Here is a 13,774-nt window from a genome sequence, read left to right as displayed (position 1 = left end):
AAATCTACGTGAAACTAAATTATAAAATTATTGTCCACTTTTTTGGTTTACTATTGTTGTTTAATGGTGGGTTTATGCTTATTTCGGCATTTATAAGTTTTATTTATAAAGATGGTGTCACATTAAGTTTAGTGTCTTCTGGTGTTTTAGTGTTAGTTTTAGGAGCTGTTTTTATGTTGTCTTCAATGAAGCATAAAAAAGAAATGAATAAGCGTGAAGGTTATATTGTTGTAGCCCTTGGTTGGGTTATCATGACGCTTTCAGGAGCCCTTCCGTATATACTTACTGGAGCAATACCTAACTTTACTAATGCATTTTTCGAAACCATGTCTGGTTATACCACAACAGGAGCTTCTATACTAAACGATATTGAAGCCATGCCAGAAGGTATTTTGTTTTGGCGTAGTTTAACCCATTGGATTGGTGGTATGGGTATTATTGTTCTCGCTGTTGCCATTCTACCTTTATTGGGGATTGGAGGTATGGAGTTATTTGCTGCCGAAGCTCCAGGACCAAGTGCCGACAAATTACATCCAAGAATTACAGATACTGCAAAACGATTATGGCTTATTTATTTTGGATATACCGCTGCCGAAACTATTTTATTACAAGTTGCTGGTATGTCGTTTTTTGATGCTATAAATCATGCTATGTGTACACTTTCTACAGGTGGTTTTTCAACTAAAAATGCGAGTGTTGCTTATTGGAACGGACAACCAATAATTCAATATATCATTATATTATTTATGTTTTTAGCCGGCACAAATTTTGTTTTGAGTTATTTTGCTTTTAAAGGAAAAGTTCAAAAAATAATTGATGATGATGAGTTTAAGCTTTATTTTAAATTCATAGTTGTTTTTACCGCAATTTCTGCATTAATCATTTATTTTAGAGCCGATGTTTCTTCCTCTTCAATCAATCACCCGATGGTTTGGGGCGAGGGCGAAAGTGCTTTTAGGCATGCCTTGTTTCAAGTCTTATCGGTTATCACAACAACAGGATTTGTAACTGCCGATTATACCTTATGGACCCCCTTTTTGGTAGTGTTCTTTTTTGGGCTTATGTTCTTAGGTGGTTCTGCAGGAAGTACCGCTGGTGGTGTAAAGGTAGTACGCCAATTAATACTTATTAAAAATGGGTTTCTAGAGTTTAAGCGCACGCTTCATCCAAATGCTATTTTACCAGTTCGATATAATAAAAAGGCCATTTCTGGAGATATTGTATTTAATATTTTGGCTTTCTTTATTTTGTATATGCTATCGTTTGTAATTGGGGCATTAGGCTTTTCTATAATGGGTATAGAATTTGAATCTGCCATAGGTTTAGCAGCATCAACCTTAGGAAACGTAGGTCCAGCCTTGGGAGATTTTGGGCCAGTAAATAACTATTCAGCATTACCGTCTTTAGCACAATGGTGGGCATCTTTTTTAATGCTTATTGGTCGTTTAGAACTGTTTACGGTTCTTATTTTATTCACACCTTTCTTTTGGCGAAATAGATAATATTTGTTTTAATTTTTGGGCGTTACGCCTCCTAGGGTCGTCGTCGGGCTATTCGTTGCCATTGCTAATGCAGGCGTGTTTTTCAAGGCCTTTAATTAAAACAATTATCCGCTTTAGTTTCCATGGTTTTCACAAAGATATTATGGTGTAACCTGTAACAACCTCTTAAAATATACTACATATATATAAACCTTAAATCGAACTCGGGTTAAAACAATCTATTATGCCTTTAGGTGAATCATTTCAAGCGACTATAAGAAGTAACAAATCTATTATGCTCGATAAAAGCAGAAGGTTCAGGAAAACTTCTGGAGGCTTCGATTGGTCCAAAAGCCCTAAAATGAATCTTCCTGCAGCAACTACAGAGCAGTTGGAAGAAATAAGATTAAGATTAAAAAGAGAAAATAGAGAAAGAACAATCAAAGAGTTTGTACTTATAGGTTTAATAACTGTTGTTTTAGTGATTGTGGCGGTTTATATATTATTTTAAATTTAGAAATTATGGGAGGAGAAGGCTCAATGATGGCTGCTAATAATTCTTTAAAGAATAATAGAAGTCTTTTGTCAAAAAGGAAAGAGAATGGTGCTTTAGGTGGCAGTTATTCTAATATTGAACTCAAAGAATTTCCAAAGGCTACGCCCGAGCAATTAGAAGACATTAAAATAAGAATAAAAAGAGATCATAGAGTAGCAAGAATAAAAACGATATTGATATTCTTAATATTACTTTTTGGATTGATAGCTTTTGTTTTATTTACAACCTAATAAAAAACACACCCCTAAAGTCTCCTCAAGGGGACAACCGTCCTATTCAACCGAGTAAGTTGTCCCCTTGAGGGGACTTTAGGGGTGTTAAAGAATTTACATGCAATGGTTAAACGCTTACTAGTGTGCATATTCCAATCTCATTTAAACGTTTAATCACTTTTTTTAATAGACACTTACTTTTAATTAGAAAACAAATATTAGCAGGTAGTTGCGTTAAGGATAGCAGTAGAAAGCCCACAGCCCGACGCAGGAGGTGCGAGGACTTGTAGCGGATAGCCTGACCCCTTGTGGGTAACGCCCAAATAGTATTTATAAAAATAAAAAACCTGTCTAGTTTTTAAACTTGACAGGTCTTGAAATATAGTTTTTTAAACTGTGGTTTAACTCACAACCTCTTTAATACGTTTAATAGCTTCTATAATTTGCTCTTGAGAAGCGGCGTAAGAAATTCTAATACAATCTGGGTTTCCAAAAGCTTCACCGGTTACAGTTGCAACAAGAGCTTCTTCTAATAAGTATAAAGAGAAATCTGTAGCGTTATTTATTTTTTTACCACGTAATGTTTTTCCAAAGAAATATGTTACATCTGGGAAAATATAAAAAGCACCATCTGGTGTGTTGGCTTTAAAACCTTCAATATCGTTTACTAAGCCTAAAATTAAATCACGACGTTCTTTAAACTCATCTATCATGTATTGCACACGAGATGGCGATTCATTTAAAGCGGTAATCACAGCACGTTGTGCGATACAGTTAGCACCACTAGTCATTTGTCCTTGCAGCTTGTTACATGCTCTAGCAATTTTTTCTGGAGCACCAATATATCCAATACGCCATCCAGTCATTGCGAATGCTTTAGAAACACCGTTTACGGTAATGGTGTTATTGTACATATCGTCAAATCCAGCCATACTTGCATGACCTTCACCATAGTTTATGTGTTCGTAAATTTCATCTGAAACGACATAAATATTTGGGTACTTAACAAGTACATCAGCTAAGGCTCTTAATTCTGCTTTACTATAAACAGAACCACTTGGGTTACAAGGTGAGCTTAACCAAATCATTTTTGTTTTTGGTGTAATAGCCGCTTCAAGCTGTTCTGCAGTCATTTTAAAATCTGTGTCAATAGATGTTTTAACTTCTACAGGAACGCCATCATAAAGTTTTACAATGTCAGAATAACTTACCCAGTAAGGACAAGGTAAAAGCACTTCATCACCTTCATTAAGCATCACGCCAGCAATATTTGCTAAACATTGTTTTGCTCCTGTAGACACAACAATTTGAGTTGGTGTGTATGTTAAATTATTATCACGTTTAAACTTTGTAATAATGGCATCTTTTAATTCACCATAACCATCTACAGGTGTGTAGGAGTTGTAATTATCATTTACAGCTTGAATGGCTGCTTCTTTAATAAAATCAGGTGTGTTAAAATCAGGTTCTCCTAAGCTTAGTCCAATAATATCTTTTCCTTCGCCTCTAAGTTCTCTTGCTTTTGCTGCCATTGCTAAAGTAGCAGACGTAGCCATGTTTAAAATTCTATCAGATAGTAATTGCATTTTTGGTTATTTGTTTTGAGATGTAAGTATAAATTTAAGCCACACTAGGTTTTTGTCCCAGCATTTTTAATTGGTTGTAATGTTCTGCAACAGCTTGAAAAAATGTGTTGTACTCATTGTAAGGTAAGCTAAACTCTTGTGCAGTTTCTTTAACTATTTTAGCAATTTTGCTATAATGTATATGACTAATATGAGCAAATAAGTGATGTTCTACTTGTCTGTTTAAGCCACCAGTATAAAACTCAACTAACCAACTTTTAGGAGAAAAATTAGAGGTTGTAAATAATTGGTGAATAGCCCAAGTGTTTTTCATGTTTCCTTCTTCATCTGGTAAAGGCATCTCTGTATTAGGCATAACATGCGCAAGTTGAAATATAACACTTAGTATAATTCCTGCTGTGTAGTGCATAACAATAAAACCAATTAGAACTTCCCACCATTTAAAGCCTAAAGCCAATGGTAATACTACCCATAAAGAATAATAAACAATTTTACCAATAATTAGCTTTGTCCATTGTGTTGCTGGATGAGGCATTTTTCCGTAAGCTAATTTTCTCTTAAGGTATTTATAAGTTTGTATAAAATCTGTTGTAATAGCCCAATTCGCAGTTAATAATCCATATAAAAAGAAGGCATAATATTTTTGGTACTTATGGATTCTAAACCATTTTGCATGTTTAGAAAACCTAATTATTCTACCAGCATCAATATCTTCATCATGTCCTTGAATATTGGTGTACGTATGGTGCAATACATTGTGCTGTACTTTCCAGTTATAGTCGTTTCCAGCTAAAATATAAATGCTACTTCCCATTAATTTATTAACCCATTTTTTACTTGAAAAAGAACCGTGGTTAGCATCGTGCATAACATTCATGCCTACTCCAGCCATACCAATGCCTACAATTACCATTCCTAGTATTTGTGCCCAACCAGGTAAGCTATCTATAGTTAAAATTAAAACTGCAGGAACTATTAATAAGGCGAACATCACGATAGTTTTCGTGTAAAGTTTCCAGTTACCCGTGCGTTTTATGTCATTTTCCTTAAAATAATCGTTTACGCGTTTATTCAAAGTCTTAAAAAACTTTGCAGGGTCTTTTCTTGAAAATGAAAGTGCTTGTTTAGTCATGTTGATAATTTTAATATGATAAATAATAAAAATCCTTTGCCATACTTGCCGCAAAGATAGGTATAAACCAATTGAAGTTATAACGTTTTTTTGTAAAAAAATGTACGTAAAAAGTATACTTTTGTTGAAAATTTAACATTCATGGAACTCATTTTAAAGTATTTCCCTAACCTTACAGAAGATCAAATAGATAAATTCAAGAAACTTGAAACCTTATATCAAGATTGGAATTTAAAAATTAACGTGGTATCTCGTAAAGATATTGATGAGTTGTATCTGCGACATGTATTGCATTCATTAGGTATTGCAAAAGTGATAAGCTTTAAAGACGGAAGTAAAATTCTTGATGTTGGAACAGGAGGTGGCTTTCCAGGAATTCCATTGGCTATTTTATTTCCAGAATGTAAATTTCATTTAGTTGATAGTATTGCTAAAAAGTTAAAAGTAGTTGATGAGGTTGTAGCAGGTCTGGAGCTAAAAAATGTAAAAACAACCCATAGTAGAGTAGAAGCTATTGATGGGCATTTTGATTTTATAGTAAGCAGGGCTGTTGCTGCTATGCCAACATTTGTACATTGGGTAAAAGGCAAAATTGCTAAAGAACAGAAGCATGAATTTAAAAACGGAATATTGTATTTAAAAGGTGGCGATTTAACAGAAGAACTTAAAGATTATAGAACAACAACCATTTATAATTTAAGCAATTATTTTGAAGAAGACTTTTATGAAACCAAAAAAGTCGTGCACCTTCCAATGAAATATAAAGGATAGTTATTCGATTTTTGCTAATATATTTAACGAATTGTTAAAATAGTAATATTGATTTTGAACCCAATACGTATGGTTGTATTGCTCAATTGATGATGCTTTTTCCTTAGGAATAATTATAGAATTAGCTCTATCGAAATTCAGTTTCGCATTTGCCGTATCATTAATTTTTTGGTACGCCATGGCTAACCCTAAATAAGCATCAAAATCCATGGCATCAAACTTAATAGCTTCAGAAAAATCTGTTATAGCGGCATTAAAATCTCCTAATAATAAATTTGAAGCACCTCTATAAAAATAGGCATAAGCATTATTTTTATTAAACTTTAAAGATCTGGTTAAATCACCATTGGCATCCTTATAATATTTAATATTCATAAAAAACACACCTCTATTATAGTAACTATCTGCACTAGGGTCAACAAAAACAGCAGCAGAATAATCATTTAAAGCATTTGTAAATTGTTCTAATGCTTTATAAGCCGTAGCTCTTAAAGTATAAACACTAGAGTTTCTTGGCGCTTCTTTTAAAACCGAAGTAAAATCTTTAATAGCACTTTCGTTTTCTCCTAAATCAAGTTTAACACAAGCTAGACTATATAAGGCATCAATAAAGTTTTTATCAAGCATATATGCTTTAGCATAATCTTCTTTTGCCCCAGTAAGATCTTTTATGCTGTATCTAGAATTCCCTCTGTTGTAATACGTGTCGGCATCAGGCTCTTCAACTATAATTTTAGAATAATCCACAATAGCTCCTCTGTAGTTGCCTAAATCATTTTTTGCAATAGCCCTGTAAAAATAGGCGTCTAAGTTTTTAGGTTCTTCCGCTATAACTTGATTAAGAAGTTTTATCTTTTCATTCAAGTCTGTGGTTCTCAACGCTTGTCTATACACCTTTTTTGCTTGCCCAAAAGAAAGCAAAGGAAAAGTAATAAGTATTAGAAGTAATAGTTTTTTCATTTGTAAAATTAATTCAACAAAAAACATGCCGTTTATTAGTTTGAAGAAATCTAAGTGAAGATAATTTAAATTTTAATAAAAAATAAAAATTATTTAAAAATAAATAGTGCTAGTTGTGTTTTGTTTGGGCGTTCCCCTTTCGGGTCAGGCTTTCGGCAGTCGCTCTCTACGAGGAGCTTCAACAAATGCCTCAATCCTTAACGCAAAAATCGAAACTGGCTGAAAGGTATAGACCTATTTTTGGGCTATTTTTTAAGATTTTGAATAAAAATAATTACCAAATTAACTAGAGAAAACTCATCTAGAATTTTCTCCAGTAGATTTGTCTCAAGCAATTAATTATACATTATTATTTAGTCTAACCTATTAATAATTAGTTATTTATTAAATATGGCTTTATCTAAATTTTGATTAAACTTAATGTCTTTAGTGATTTCTTCAACCCAAACATCTTTGAGTACATTTGCTTCCCAGTCCGATTTAGTGTATTTACGATAAGTAGTTAACAAGATACCATCCACATTTTCATATTTAACGCGCATCAAAATAGGATCAGTTACATTTTTAGATACAACCGTAAATAAAAACTGATCTACTAAATGTGTTTCCGGATTTATGTATAGTTGATAAATGTCTGAAGGGACATCATCAGGAGAGTTAAAAGTGATTTTTACGATATCATACAATTTACCTTCTACGCTTTCTTGACCTAAGAACTCGTAATTAATACCCGGATCTAATAATTTTTGCATCATAGCGAACCAATAAAAATTGGTCTTTCGAGTAAACTTTACGCTCTCGATGGCATCCTTAGTAATTACTTCTTGCCGATTCACTTTTAACCAAAAGTCTTTTCCGTTATAACCCTGAATCATTTTACCTTTTAATTCAGGTAAGGTTCTTTCGTGCTTTATATAATCACCACGAGAGAATTCACCATTAAAAATGTACGATTCAATAGATACATCTTCTTTCTGGTCTGGAGTGCGGTAAGTCTAATGAAAAACGATGTCTTTCAAATTCATTAAGTCTTTATAACTCCCCGTTTTTTGAGTCATTTTGTATACTAACTCATGTCCTTTGTTTTGAAATTCTGGAATTTTATTTTCTGACGCTATAGAAGGTTTTGAGGTTTTGGTTTCTTTATTTCCACATGCAGTTAATAACAAACCGAAGATAATTGCAATAACTAATTTTGAGTAATTCATAGTTTCATTTAAATTTTATAGGGGAAAGGAAAATAGTTTAATTAATATGTTTTGTTTAAAGATTTTAACCTGTAAACAGATACGACTGCCAAAAGTATAGCGATAATGACTAATACGATTTTAGGTTCTGGTCTTGCGAAAAATTCTAAGCCTAAAGCCATTATCATAGTAATTAATAAAAACAAAAAGGCTATTTTGCCTATAGTTGTATTTTTATTAATCGCAAAAACTAGAAAAAGAAGTGCCATGCCTAATTCTGAAATCCCTGTAAATATTCGGAAAAAATCAGCATTTAGGTGAATGGCATTTTCAAATTGCTTAAAACCTTCAATACTTTGTGGTTTTCCTAATAATTTTGGTATTGCAAAAATTGTCATTACAGCTATTACTGCAAAATTTATTACTTGGTTTTTCATTTTCTGTTTTTGTTAGAAACCTTCTGGATTAGCAGAAGGTTTACGTTTTAATTAGCGATTTTTATACGGTCGTATTTACTTTTGACCACGCAAATTTTTGAAATGGAGCATCTACTGGTGTATTTGCTATATGGTTAGTGTAATTACTTATTGTTTTTTGAGCCAATCCTAAAATGATTTCTAAAACTTGTTGTTCTTCATAACCAAAAGCATAAAATGTGTTTAAATCTTCTTGAGATACATGACCACGATTTCTAACTATTTTTAAGGTCATGGTGCGTAATGCTTCTAGCTTCGAGTTTTTAAGAGGGGTTTCATTTCGTAATGCTTCTGTAATTGCATCATCAACCTTCATCATATTTGCAATACCAGTATGAGCTGGAACACAATAATGGCATTCGTGCTCTACATTTATTGTTTGCCAAACCACGGTTAATTCTTCTGCATTAAAAGACGTGTTTGTAAATAATTCGTGTATATTTTTATAAGCTTCTAACGTTTGTGGAGACGATGCTAAAACACCATGTAAACCTGGTAGCATTCCAAAACCATTTACAGATGCTTCTAACTGTGCTTTACTTTCTTCAGGAGCCGATTCAATACTGTGAATTTTTAATGTTGTCATAATATTATTGTTTTACGTTTTGTTAAATAACTAAACAATCGTTTAGTTATTGGTTAAAAAAAATGTTTATAAATTTTTGAAGGTCATTTCTATATAATCTTCAATTTCTTTTTCTGTGTTTACTCTAGATGCTGCTGCCAAACCGTGCTTTGCTAACAATAGATAATTGGCTTGTTTTAAGACCGTTTCGTCATCTTTATTGGAGTCTTTTTTTAATTTTTCAATAAATAATTCTTTTAAGTTATCCATAAAAGCATTCATCTGATTATTAATTTGATCATCCTCTTTTCCAGAAAACTCATTGTAAGTATTGGTAACTAAACAACCTTTTTGATTTCCATTTACGTTACAAATTCTAACCGAATTATAGAAAAAGGCTTTTATGTCTTCTAATCCATTATTAGAGTTTTTAAATTCTTCAAAAATAGAATTTACTTTCTTGTTGTAGCTTTTTAAACTTTCAAGAAATAGCCCGTGTTTGTTACCAAAACTTGAATATATAGAAAACTTATTAATGCCCATTTCTTTTTCGAGCATTTGCATTGAAGTTGTTTCATAGCCATTTCTCCAAAAAAGGTTCATTGCTTTTTCTACTACTACATCTTCGTTATATTCTTTTTTTCTTGCCATTATTTTGATTACACGACAAAACTAAACAATCGGTTAGTAATAAAAAAGTATTTTAACTTTTATTTTGAATTTCAATGTATTTGGTTGCTTTTAAGTAGGGCAGTATTACATTTAAAAAAAAGAGGCTATCTAAATTTAGGTAGCCTCTTTTTAATTTATAGTTTCTCGATTAAAAGATTTCTTTTGTCAAAAGAATTCTATTCTCCTAAAAAAGGATATCTGTAATCTGTTGGAGTTACAAATGTTTCTTTTATCATTCTAGGTGATACCCAGCGTAATAAGTTTTGTGCACTACCAGCTTTATCGTTTGTTCCAGATGCTCTTGCGCCTCCAAATGGTTGTTGCCCAACAACGGCACCAGTTGGTTTATCGTTAATATAAAAGTTTCCAGCGGCATTTTGTAAAGCTTCTGTAGCCTGTGTAACGGCATATCTATCTTTAGAGATAATGGCTCCGGTTAAAGCATATTCGCTAGTTTCGTCAACAAGTTTTAATGTTTCCGCGTAAGCGTCATCTTCATATACGTAAATTGTAATTACAGGTCCAAAAAGTTCAGTACACATGGTTGTGTATTTAGGGTTACTAGTAACGATCACCGTTGGTTCTATAAAGTACCCTTTACTTTTGTCATAATTTCCACCTGCAATAATTTCTGCATCGGCATCTGCTTTAGCACCATCAATAAATTTTGCTAATTTATCAAAAGATCCTTCGTGAATAACTGCAGTAACAAAGTTACTCATATCTTCTGGAGAGCCCATTTTTAAAGATTTTACATCTTCTAAAACGAAGTCCTTAACAGCACTCCAAATACTCTGTGGAATATAAGCTCTAGATGCGGCACTACATTTTTGACCTTGAAACTCGAAAGCACCGCGAACAATTGCAGTTGCTACTTGTTTTGGGTTAGCCGATTTATGCGCTACAATAAAATCTTTCCCACCTGTTTCTCCAACAATACGCGGGTAGGTTTTATAGTTATGAATGTTGTTTCCTATTTGTTTCCAAAGTTCTTTAAATATAAAGGTAGAACCTGTAAAGTGTAAGCCAGAAAAATCTGGACTTGCCATAACCGTATTTGTAATCATAACAGGATCGCCAAAAACCACGTTTATAACACCTGGAGGTACACCAGCTTCTTCAAATACATCCATAATTACTTTTGCAGAATATACTTGACTATCACTAGGTTTCCAAACTACAACATTACCCATTAATGCCATACACGCTGGTAAATTACCTGCAATAGCTGTAAAGTTAAATGGAGTAACTGCGTATGTAAAACCTTCTAACGGGCGGTATTCAATTCTATTCCATGCATCGCTTGTACTTTCTGGTTGTTCCATATAAATGTCCGTCATAAACTGAACATTAAAACGTAGGAAGTCTATAAATTCGCAAGCTGCATCAATTTCTGCTTGGTGTATGGTTTTAGATTGTGCAATCATAGTTGCAGCATTAATCTTTGCTCTATAAGGACCAGCAATTAATTCGGCAGCTTTTAAAAAGATACCTGCACGTTGCTCCCAAGGCATTTGAGACCATGTTTTTCGAGCTTCTAAAGCTGTTGCAATGGCGTCGTCAATATTTTTTTGCTCTGCAATATGATATGTTCCTACAATATGTTTGTGGTCGTGCGGTGGAGACATGGTTCTGGTATTTCCAGTTTTTACATCCTCACCATTTATATATAAAGGCACATCAATTTTAGAGTTAAACATAGCCTTATACGTCTTAAGAACTGCATCGCGTTCTGGAGATCCAGGTGCATAAGATTTTACAGGTTCGTTAACCGCAACCGGTACATTAAAAAAGCCTTTTCCCATGATATTTGATTTTTCGTTATTGAATTTTCAGTAAAACTGCTGCAAATCTACGAATAATTAAATTATAATTTAAAAACAAGGCGTCTTAAAACCACGTTAAATTTTATTTATTTTTTGTAAGTTGCCGATGCATTTTAAGACTACATTTTTTATATGTGTACAGTTACAATTATACCAAAAGGGAAAAGTGATTTTGTGTTAACCTCAAATCGAGATGAAGCTCCCGATAGAGTATCTTTAGTGCCAGATTTTTATATGATTGGTGATACTAAATTGTTGTTTCCAAAAGATAAAAAAGGGGGCACTTGGATTGGTGTTAGCGAAAAAAAACGCGTAGTTTGTGTGCTTAATGGTGCTTTTACTAAACACCAAAGACAAACAAGTTACAGAAAAAGCCGTGGTATTGTGGCTAATGATTTTATGGTTGCTGATAATATTGTAACTACTATTGAGTCCTATAACCTAGATAACATAGAACCGTTTACCATTGTAATTGCAGATTGGAATGCAGGTTTAAAATTCTACGAATTGGTCTGGGATGGGAAATACAAACATTTTATTGAGTTGCCTTTAGAATCTAGAATTTGGTCGTCTTCTACATTATATAATGAAGGAATGCAAAGAGAACGCCAGCAATGGTTTGAAAACTTTGAGGCTGTTCATGATTTGAATGCTAAAACTTTATTAGAATTTCATAGTAATAAGGACGTTGAAAATTTGCATTACGGTGTTGTTATGGATCGTGAATTTGTTAAAACCACCAGTATAACTCAAATTGATAAGCAAGCTAATAACGTATTAATGCGTTATGAGAGCCTAGGAAATAATGAGGTTACTTTAAAAACATTCAAGCTACCCGAAGTTGTAAATGGATAATACAGGAATTATTTTAACATTGGCATATCCAGATACTATTGTAATGGTATCTGAAGAGTGGTTTTCCCCATTTTTAAGATTTTTAGGCGTAGGCAAAAAAGATTATTTGCGTGCCGGTCATGCTGCTTTGGTTTTAATTGAGAAAGAAACAGGTGTTTTAGAATATCATGATTTTGGGCGTTACATTACTTCTGAACCAAACGGACGTGTTAGAGGTCGAGATACCGATAACGAATTGCATTTTCCCTTAAAAGCTGAAATTGATAATGATAAAATAAAAAATCTAGATGCTATTCTGGCGTTTTTAGGCACACACCCAAAACTAACGCATGGCGATGGTAAATTAGTCGCTTCCGTTTGTAATACGGTTAATTATAAGTTAGCGCGAACACACATTACTAAAATGCAAGACATGCATTTTATTAGGTATGCCGCTTTTATAAAAGACGCCTGTAATTGTGCGCGTTTTGTAACGGATACCTTGATTGCGTCGGTAACAGATTCTAAAATAAAAAAGAGTCTTGAAAACTCAAAATGGTTTACGCCAAGTACAGTTGGTAATGTATTACTTGCCGATACAGAAAACTATCCTTTTGAAGTTTCAGAGAACGGTGTGATTTCAAAGTTTAATGGCTCACAAAAAAGTGAAAATCTTCGTTGTTTTTTAGATAGATTAAAAGATCATGAAGTCAATTTGATTGGTACACAAAAACCAAAACCAGTTGATAACTTGCATGAAAAAGCACAATGGCTTTCTGGTATTGCTGCTGGTGCGTGGTTTGAATTACATAAAACGGGGCATGATGTAGAATATCATTTTAAGCGTATTTCTCCTTATGGTAATATTGATGTTCACGAAAAATTTGTTGTAGATGATGATTCGTTTAATTATGATTTAGAGTTTGAATTTATACATTATTCTAACTGTAAATTTTTTCATGTGAAGCAGAATGAAAAAGTGTTTCGATTTGAAAGAAAAGCCCTTTAAACAATACAATAAAAAAATTATCTTTACGGGATAGCAATGATAAATTACTTTCCATATCCTGACATATTTTTGGAATATGAAATATAAAAGTTATATAGGCAGTTGCTACACACTTGACCAAACTAAATGGAAAACATAATATTTAAGAATAAAACGTTCGAGTATTCCCTAATTGGATATTTTATTTTACTACTTAGTTGGAATTTATATGCTCTTGGAACAGGGAATTTAATTGGAATAATTACTTGTGTTGTTCAAACATTGTTATTATTTCTGATATTGACAAAAAATAAATATGGGAAAATCGGAATTAAAACTTGGGCAATTATCTTAATTTTAAGTCACGGAGTTTCCTTTTTGGCAAAACTCGTTAAAATCTTTTAGGAGATGAATATCTCACGACAGAATTGTTGAAAAAAGTTATATTTCTGATAATTGGAATTTTGATTTATATATTTAATGAAAAGTATGTTGAGACAATAAAACGGAAAAATAAAAACGTGTGAT

At 32.9% G+C, this 13,774-nt stretch carries 15 protein-coding genes; 6 read left to right on the top strand and 9 right to left on the bottom strand.

Going from position 1 to position 13,774, the window contains the following annotated elements:
- Nucleotides 1–8 precede the first annotated feature (8 nt).
- The 3 genes from SJY43_RS00445 to SJY43_RS00435 all read left to right on the top strand — a co-directional run bounded on the left by SJY43_RS00445 (nucleotide 9) and on the right by SJY43_RS00435 (nucleotide 2,267).
- A complete protein-coding gene (locus SJY43_RS00445; RefSeq protein ID WP_396601890.1) occupies nucleotides 9–1,502 on the top strand; it encodes a TrkH family potassium uptake protein in 1,494 nt (497 codons plus the stop codon).
- A 223-nt stretch (nucleotides 1,503–1,725) separates the two neighbouring features.
- Nucleotides 1,726–1,992, top strand: a complete 267-nt coding sequence (locus SJY43_RS00440; RefSeq protein WP_396601889.1) for a hypothetical protein — start codon at nucleotides 1,726–1,728, stop codon at nucleotides 1,990–1,992.
- An 11-nt stretch (nucleotides 1,993–2,003) separates the two neighbouring features.
- Complete coding sequence (locus tag SJY43_RS00435) at nucleotides 2,004–2,267, top strand: hypothetical protein (protein WP_396601888.1); 264 nt, start codon at nucleotides 2,004–2,006, stop codon at nucleotides 2,265–2,267.
- 383 nt (nucleotides 2,268–2,650) lie between these two features.
- Here SJY43_RS00435 and SJY43_RS00430 read toward each other — a convergent pair whose 3' ends face one another.
- Both SJY43_RS00430 and SJY43_RS00425 read right to left on the bottom strand, forming a co-directional pair.
- Nucleotides 2,651–3,835, bottom strand: a complete 1,185-nt coding sequence (locus SJY43_RS00430; RefSeq protein WP_396601887.1) for a pyridoxal phosphate-dependent aminotransferase — start codon at nucleotides 3,833–3,835, stop codon at nucleotides 2,651–2,653.
- Between the two features lie 34 nt (nucleotides 3,836–3,869).
- Nucleotides 3,870–4,967 (bottom strand): fatty acid desaturase family protein, encoded by a 1,098-nt coding sequence (locus SJY43_RS00425; protein ID WP_396601886.1) that lies wholly within the window; start codon nucleotides 4,965–4,967, stop codon nucleotides 3,870–3,872.
- A gap of 141 nt (nucleotides 4,968–5,108) precedes the next feature.
- On the opposite strand from SJY43_RS00425, the gene rsmG reads away from it, so the two are divergent.
- Nucleotides 5,109–5,738, top strand: coding sequence for a 16S rRNA (guanine(527)-N(7))-methyltransferase RsmG (gene rsmG, locus SJY43_RS00420; protein WP_396601885.1), 630 nt, complete (start codon nucleotides 5,109–5,111; stop codon nucleotides 5,736–5,738).
- Here the strand turns inward: rsmG and SJY43_RS00415 are convergent, their stop codons facing one another.
- The 7 genes from SJY43_RS00415 to pruA form a co-directional block, all read right to left on the bottom strand.
- A complete protein-coding gene (locus SJY43_RS00415) occupies nucleotides 5,739–6,698 on the bottom strand; it encodes a tetratricopeptide repeat protein (RefSeq protein WP_396601884.1) in 960 nt (319 codons plus the stop codon). It lies immediately after the preceding gene.
- A 377-nt stretch (nucleotides 6,699–7,075) separates the two neighbouring features.
- On the bottom strand, nucleotides 7,076–7,573 hold the full coding sequence (locus SJY43_RS00410; RefSeq protein ID WP_396601883.1) for a hypothetical protein: 498 nt from the start codon (nucleotides 7,571–7,573) through the stop codon (nucleotides 7,076–7,078).
- Nucleotides 7,574–7,693: 120 nt separating this feature from the next.
- Entirely contained in the window at nucleotides 7,694–7,906 is a 213-nt protein-coding gene (locus tag SJY43_RS00405) for a hypothetical protein (RefSeq protein ID WP_396601882.1), read from the bottom strand.
- A 41-nt stretch (nucleotides 7,907–7,947) separates the two neighbouring features.
- On the bottom strand, nucleotides 7,948–8,322 hold the full coding sequence (locus SJY43_RS00400) for a hypothetical protein (protein WP_396601881.1): 375 nt from the start codon (nucleotides 8,320–8,322) through the stop codon (nucleotides 7,948–7,950).
- A gap of 61 nt (nucleotides 8,323–8,383) precedes the next feature.
- Complete coding sequence (locus SJY43_RS00395) at nucleotides 8,384–8,947, bottom strand: carboxymuconolactone decarboxylase family protein (RefSeq protein WP_396601880.1); 564 nt, start codon at nucleotides 8,945–8,947, stop codon at nucleotides 8,384–8,386.
- Nucleotides 8,948–9,013: 66 nt separating this feature from the next.
- On the bottom strand, nucleotides 9,014–9,577 hold the full coding sequence (locus SJY43_RS00390) for a TetR/AcrR family transcriptional regulator (RefSeq protein WP_396601879.1): 564 nt from the start codon (nucleotides 9,575–9,577) through the stop codon (nucleotides 9,014–9,016).
- Nucleotides 9,578–9,774: 197 nt separating this feature from the next.
- Complete coding sequence (gene pruA / locus SJY43_RS00385) at nucleotides 9,775–11,403, bottom strand: L-glutamate gamma-semialdehyde dehydrogenase (RefSeq protein WP_396601878.1); 1,629 nt, start codon at nucleotides 11,401–11,403, stop codon at nucleotides 9,775–9,777.
- A gap of 153 nt (nucleotides 11,404–11,556) precedes the next feature.
- Here pruA and SJY43_RS00380 point away from each other — a divergent pair, with 153 nt between their 5' ends.
- Both SJY43_RS00380 and SJY43_RS00375 read left to right on the top strand, forming a co-directional pair.
- The gene (locus SJY43_RS00380; RefSeq protein WP_396601877.1) at nucleotides 11,557–12,279 is read left to right on the top strand and encodes an NRDE family protein; all 723 of its coding nucleotides are present in this window, start codon (nucleotides 11,557–11,559) and stop codon (nucleotides 12,277–12,279) included.
- Complete coding sequence (locus tag SJY43_RS00375) at nucleotides 12,272–13,267, top strand: DUF6695 family protein (RefSeq protein ID WP_396601876.1); 996 nt, start codon at nucleotides 12,272–12,274, stop codon at nucleotides 13,265–13,267. Before SJY43_RS00380 ends, SJY43_RS00375 begins: the two co-directional genes overlap by 8 nt.
- The last annotated feature ends 507 nt before the right edge of the window (nucleotides 13,268–13,774 follow it).

Origin of the sequence: Algibacter sp. R77976, from assembly GCF_044594645.1 — a bacterium.
GTDB lineage: Bacteria > Bacteroidota > Bacteroidia > Flavobacteriales > Flavobacteriaceae > Algibacter_B.
The sequence above is the reverse complement of the archived record's forward strand: the minus strand, read 5'-3'. Positions and strand labels throughout refer to the sequence as shown.

Coding starts and splice junctions, on each gene's coding strand:
- SJY43_RS00415 (WP_396601884.1), bottom strand. CDS start 6,698: ATGAAAAAACTATTACTTCTAATACTTATTACTTTTCCTTTGCTTTCT.
- SJY43_RS00395 (WP_396601880.1), bottom strand. CDS start 8,947: ATGACAACATTAAAAATTCACAGTATTGAATCGGCTCCTGAAGAAAGT.
- SJY43_RS00435 (WP_396601888.1), top strand. CDS start 2,004: ATGGGAGGAGAAGGCTCAATGATGGCTGCTAATAATTCTTTAAAGAAT.
- SJY43_RS00390 (WP_396601879.1), bottom strand. CDS start 9,577: ATGGCAAGAAAAAAAGAATATAACGAAGATGTAGTAGTAGAAAAAGCA.
- SJY43_RS00380 (WP_396601877.1), top strand. CDS start 11,557: ATGTGTACAGTTACAATTATACCAAAAGGGAAAAGTGATTTTGTGTTA.
- SJY43_RS00440 (WP_396601889.1), top strand. CDS start 1,726: ATGCCTTTAGGTGAATCATTTCAAGCGACTATAAGAAGTAACAAATCT.
- rsmG (WP_396601885.1), top strand. CDS start 5,109: ATGGAACTCATTTTAAAGTATTTCCCTAACCTTACAGAAGATCAAATA.
- SJY43_RS00405 (WP_396601882.1), bottom strand. CDS start 7,906: ATGAATTACTCAAAATTAGTTATTGCAATTATCTTCGGTTTGTTATTA.
- SJY43_RS00425 (WP_396601886.1), bottom strand. CDS start 4,967: ATGACTAAACAAGCACTTTCATTTTCAAGAAAAGACCCTGCAAAGTTT.
- SJY43_RS00430 (WP_396601887.1), bottom strand. CDS start 3,835: ATGCAATTACTATCTGATAGAATTTTAAACATGGCTACGTCTGCTACT.
- SJY43_RS00375 (WP_396601876.1), top strand. CDS start 12,272: ATGGATAATACAGGAATTATTTTAACATTGGCATATCCAGATACTATT.
- pruA (WP_396601878.1), bottom strand. CDS start 11,403: ATGGGAAAAGGCTTTTTTAATGTACCGGTTGCGGTTAACGAACCTGTA.
- SJY43_RS00400 (WP_396601881.1), bottom strand. CDS start 8,322: ATGAAAAACCAAGTAATAAATTTTGCAGTAATAGCTGTAATGACAATT.
- SJY43_RS00410 (WP_396601883.1), bottom strand. CDS start 7,573: ATGATTCAGGGTTATAACGGAAAAGACTTTTGGTTAAAAGTGAATCGG.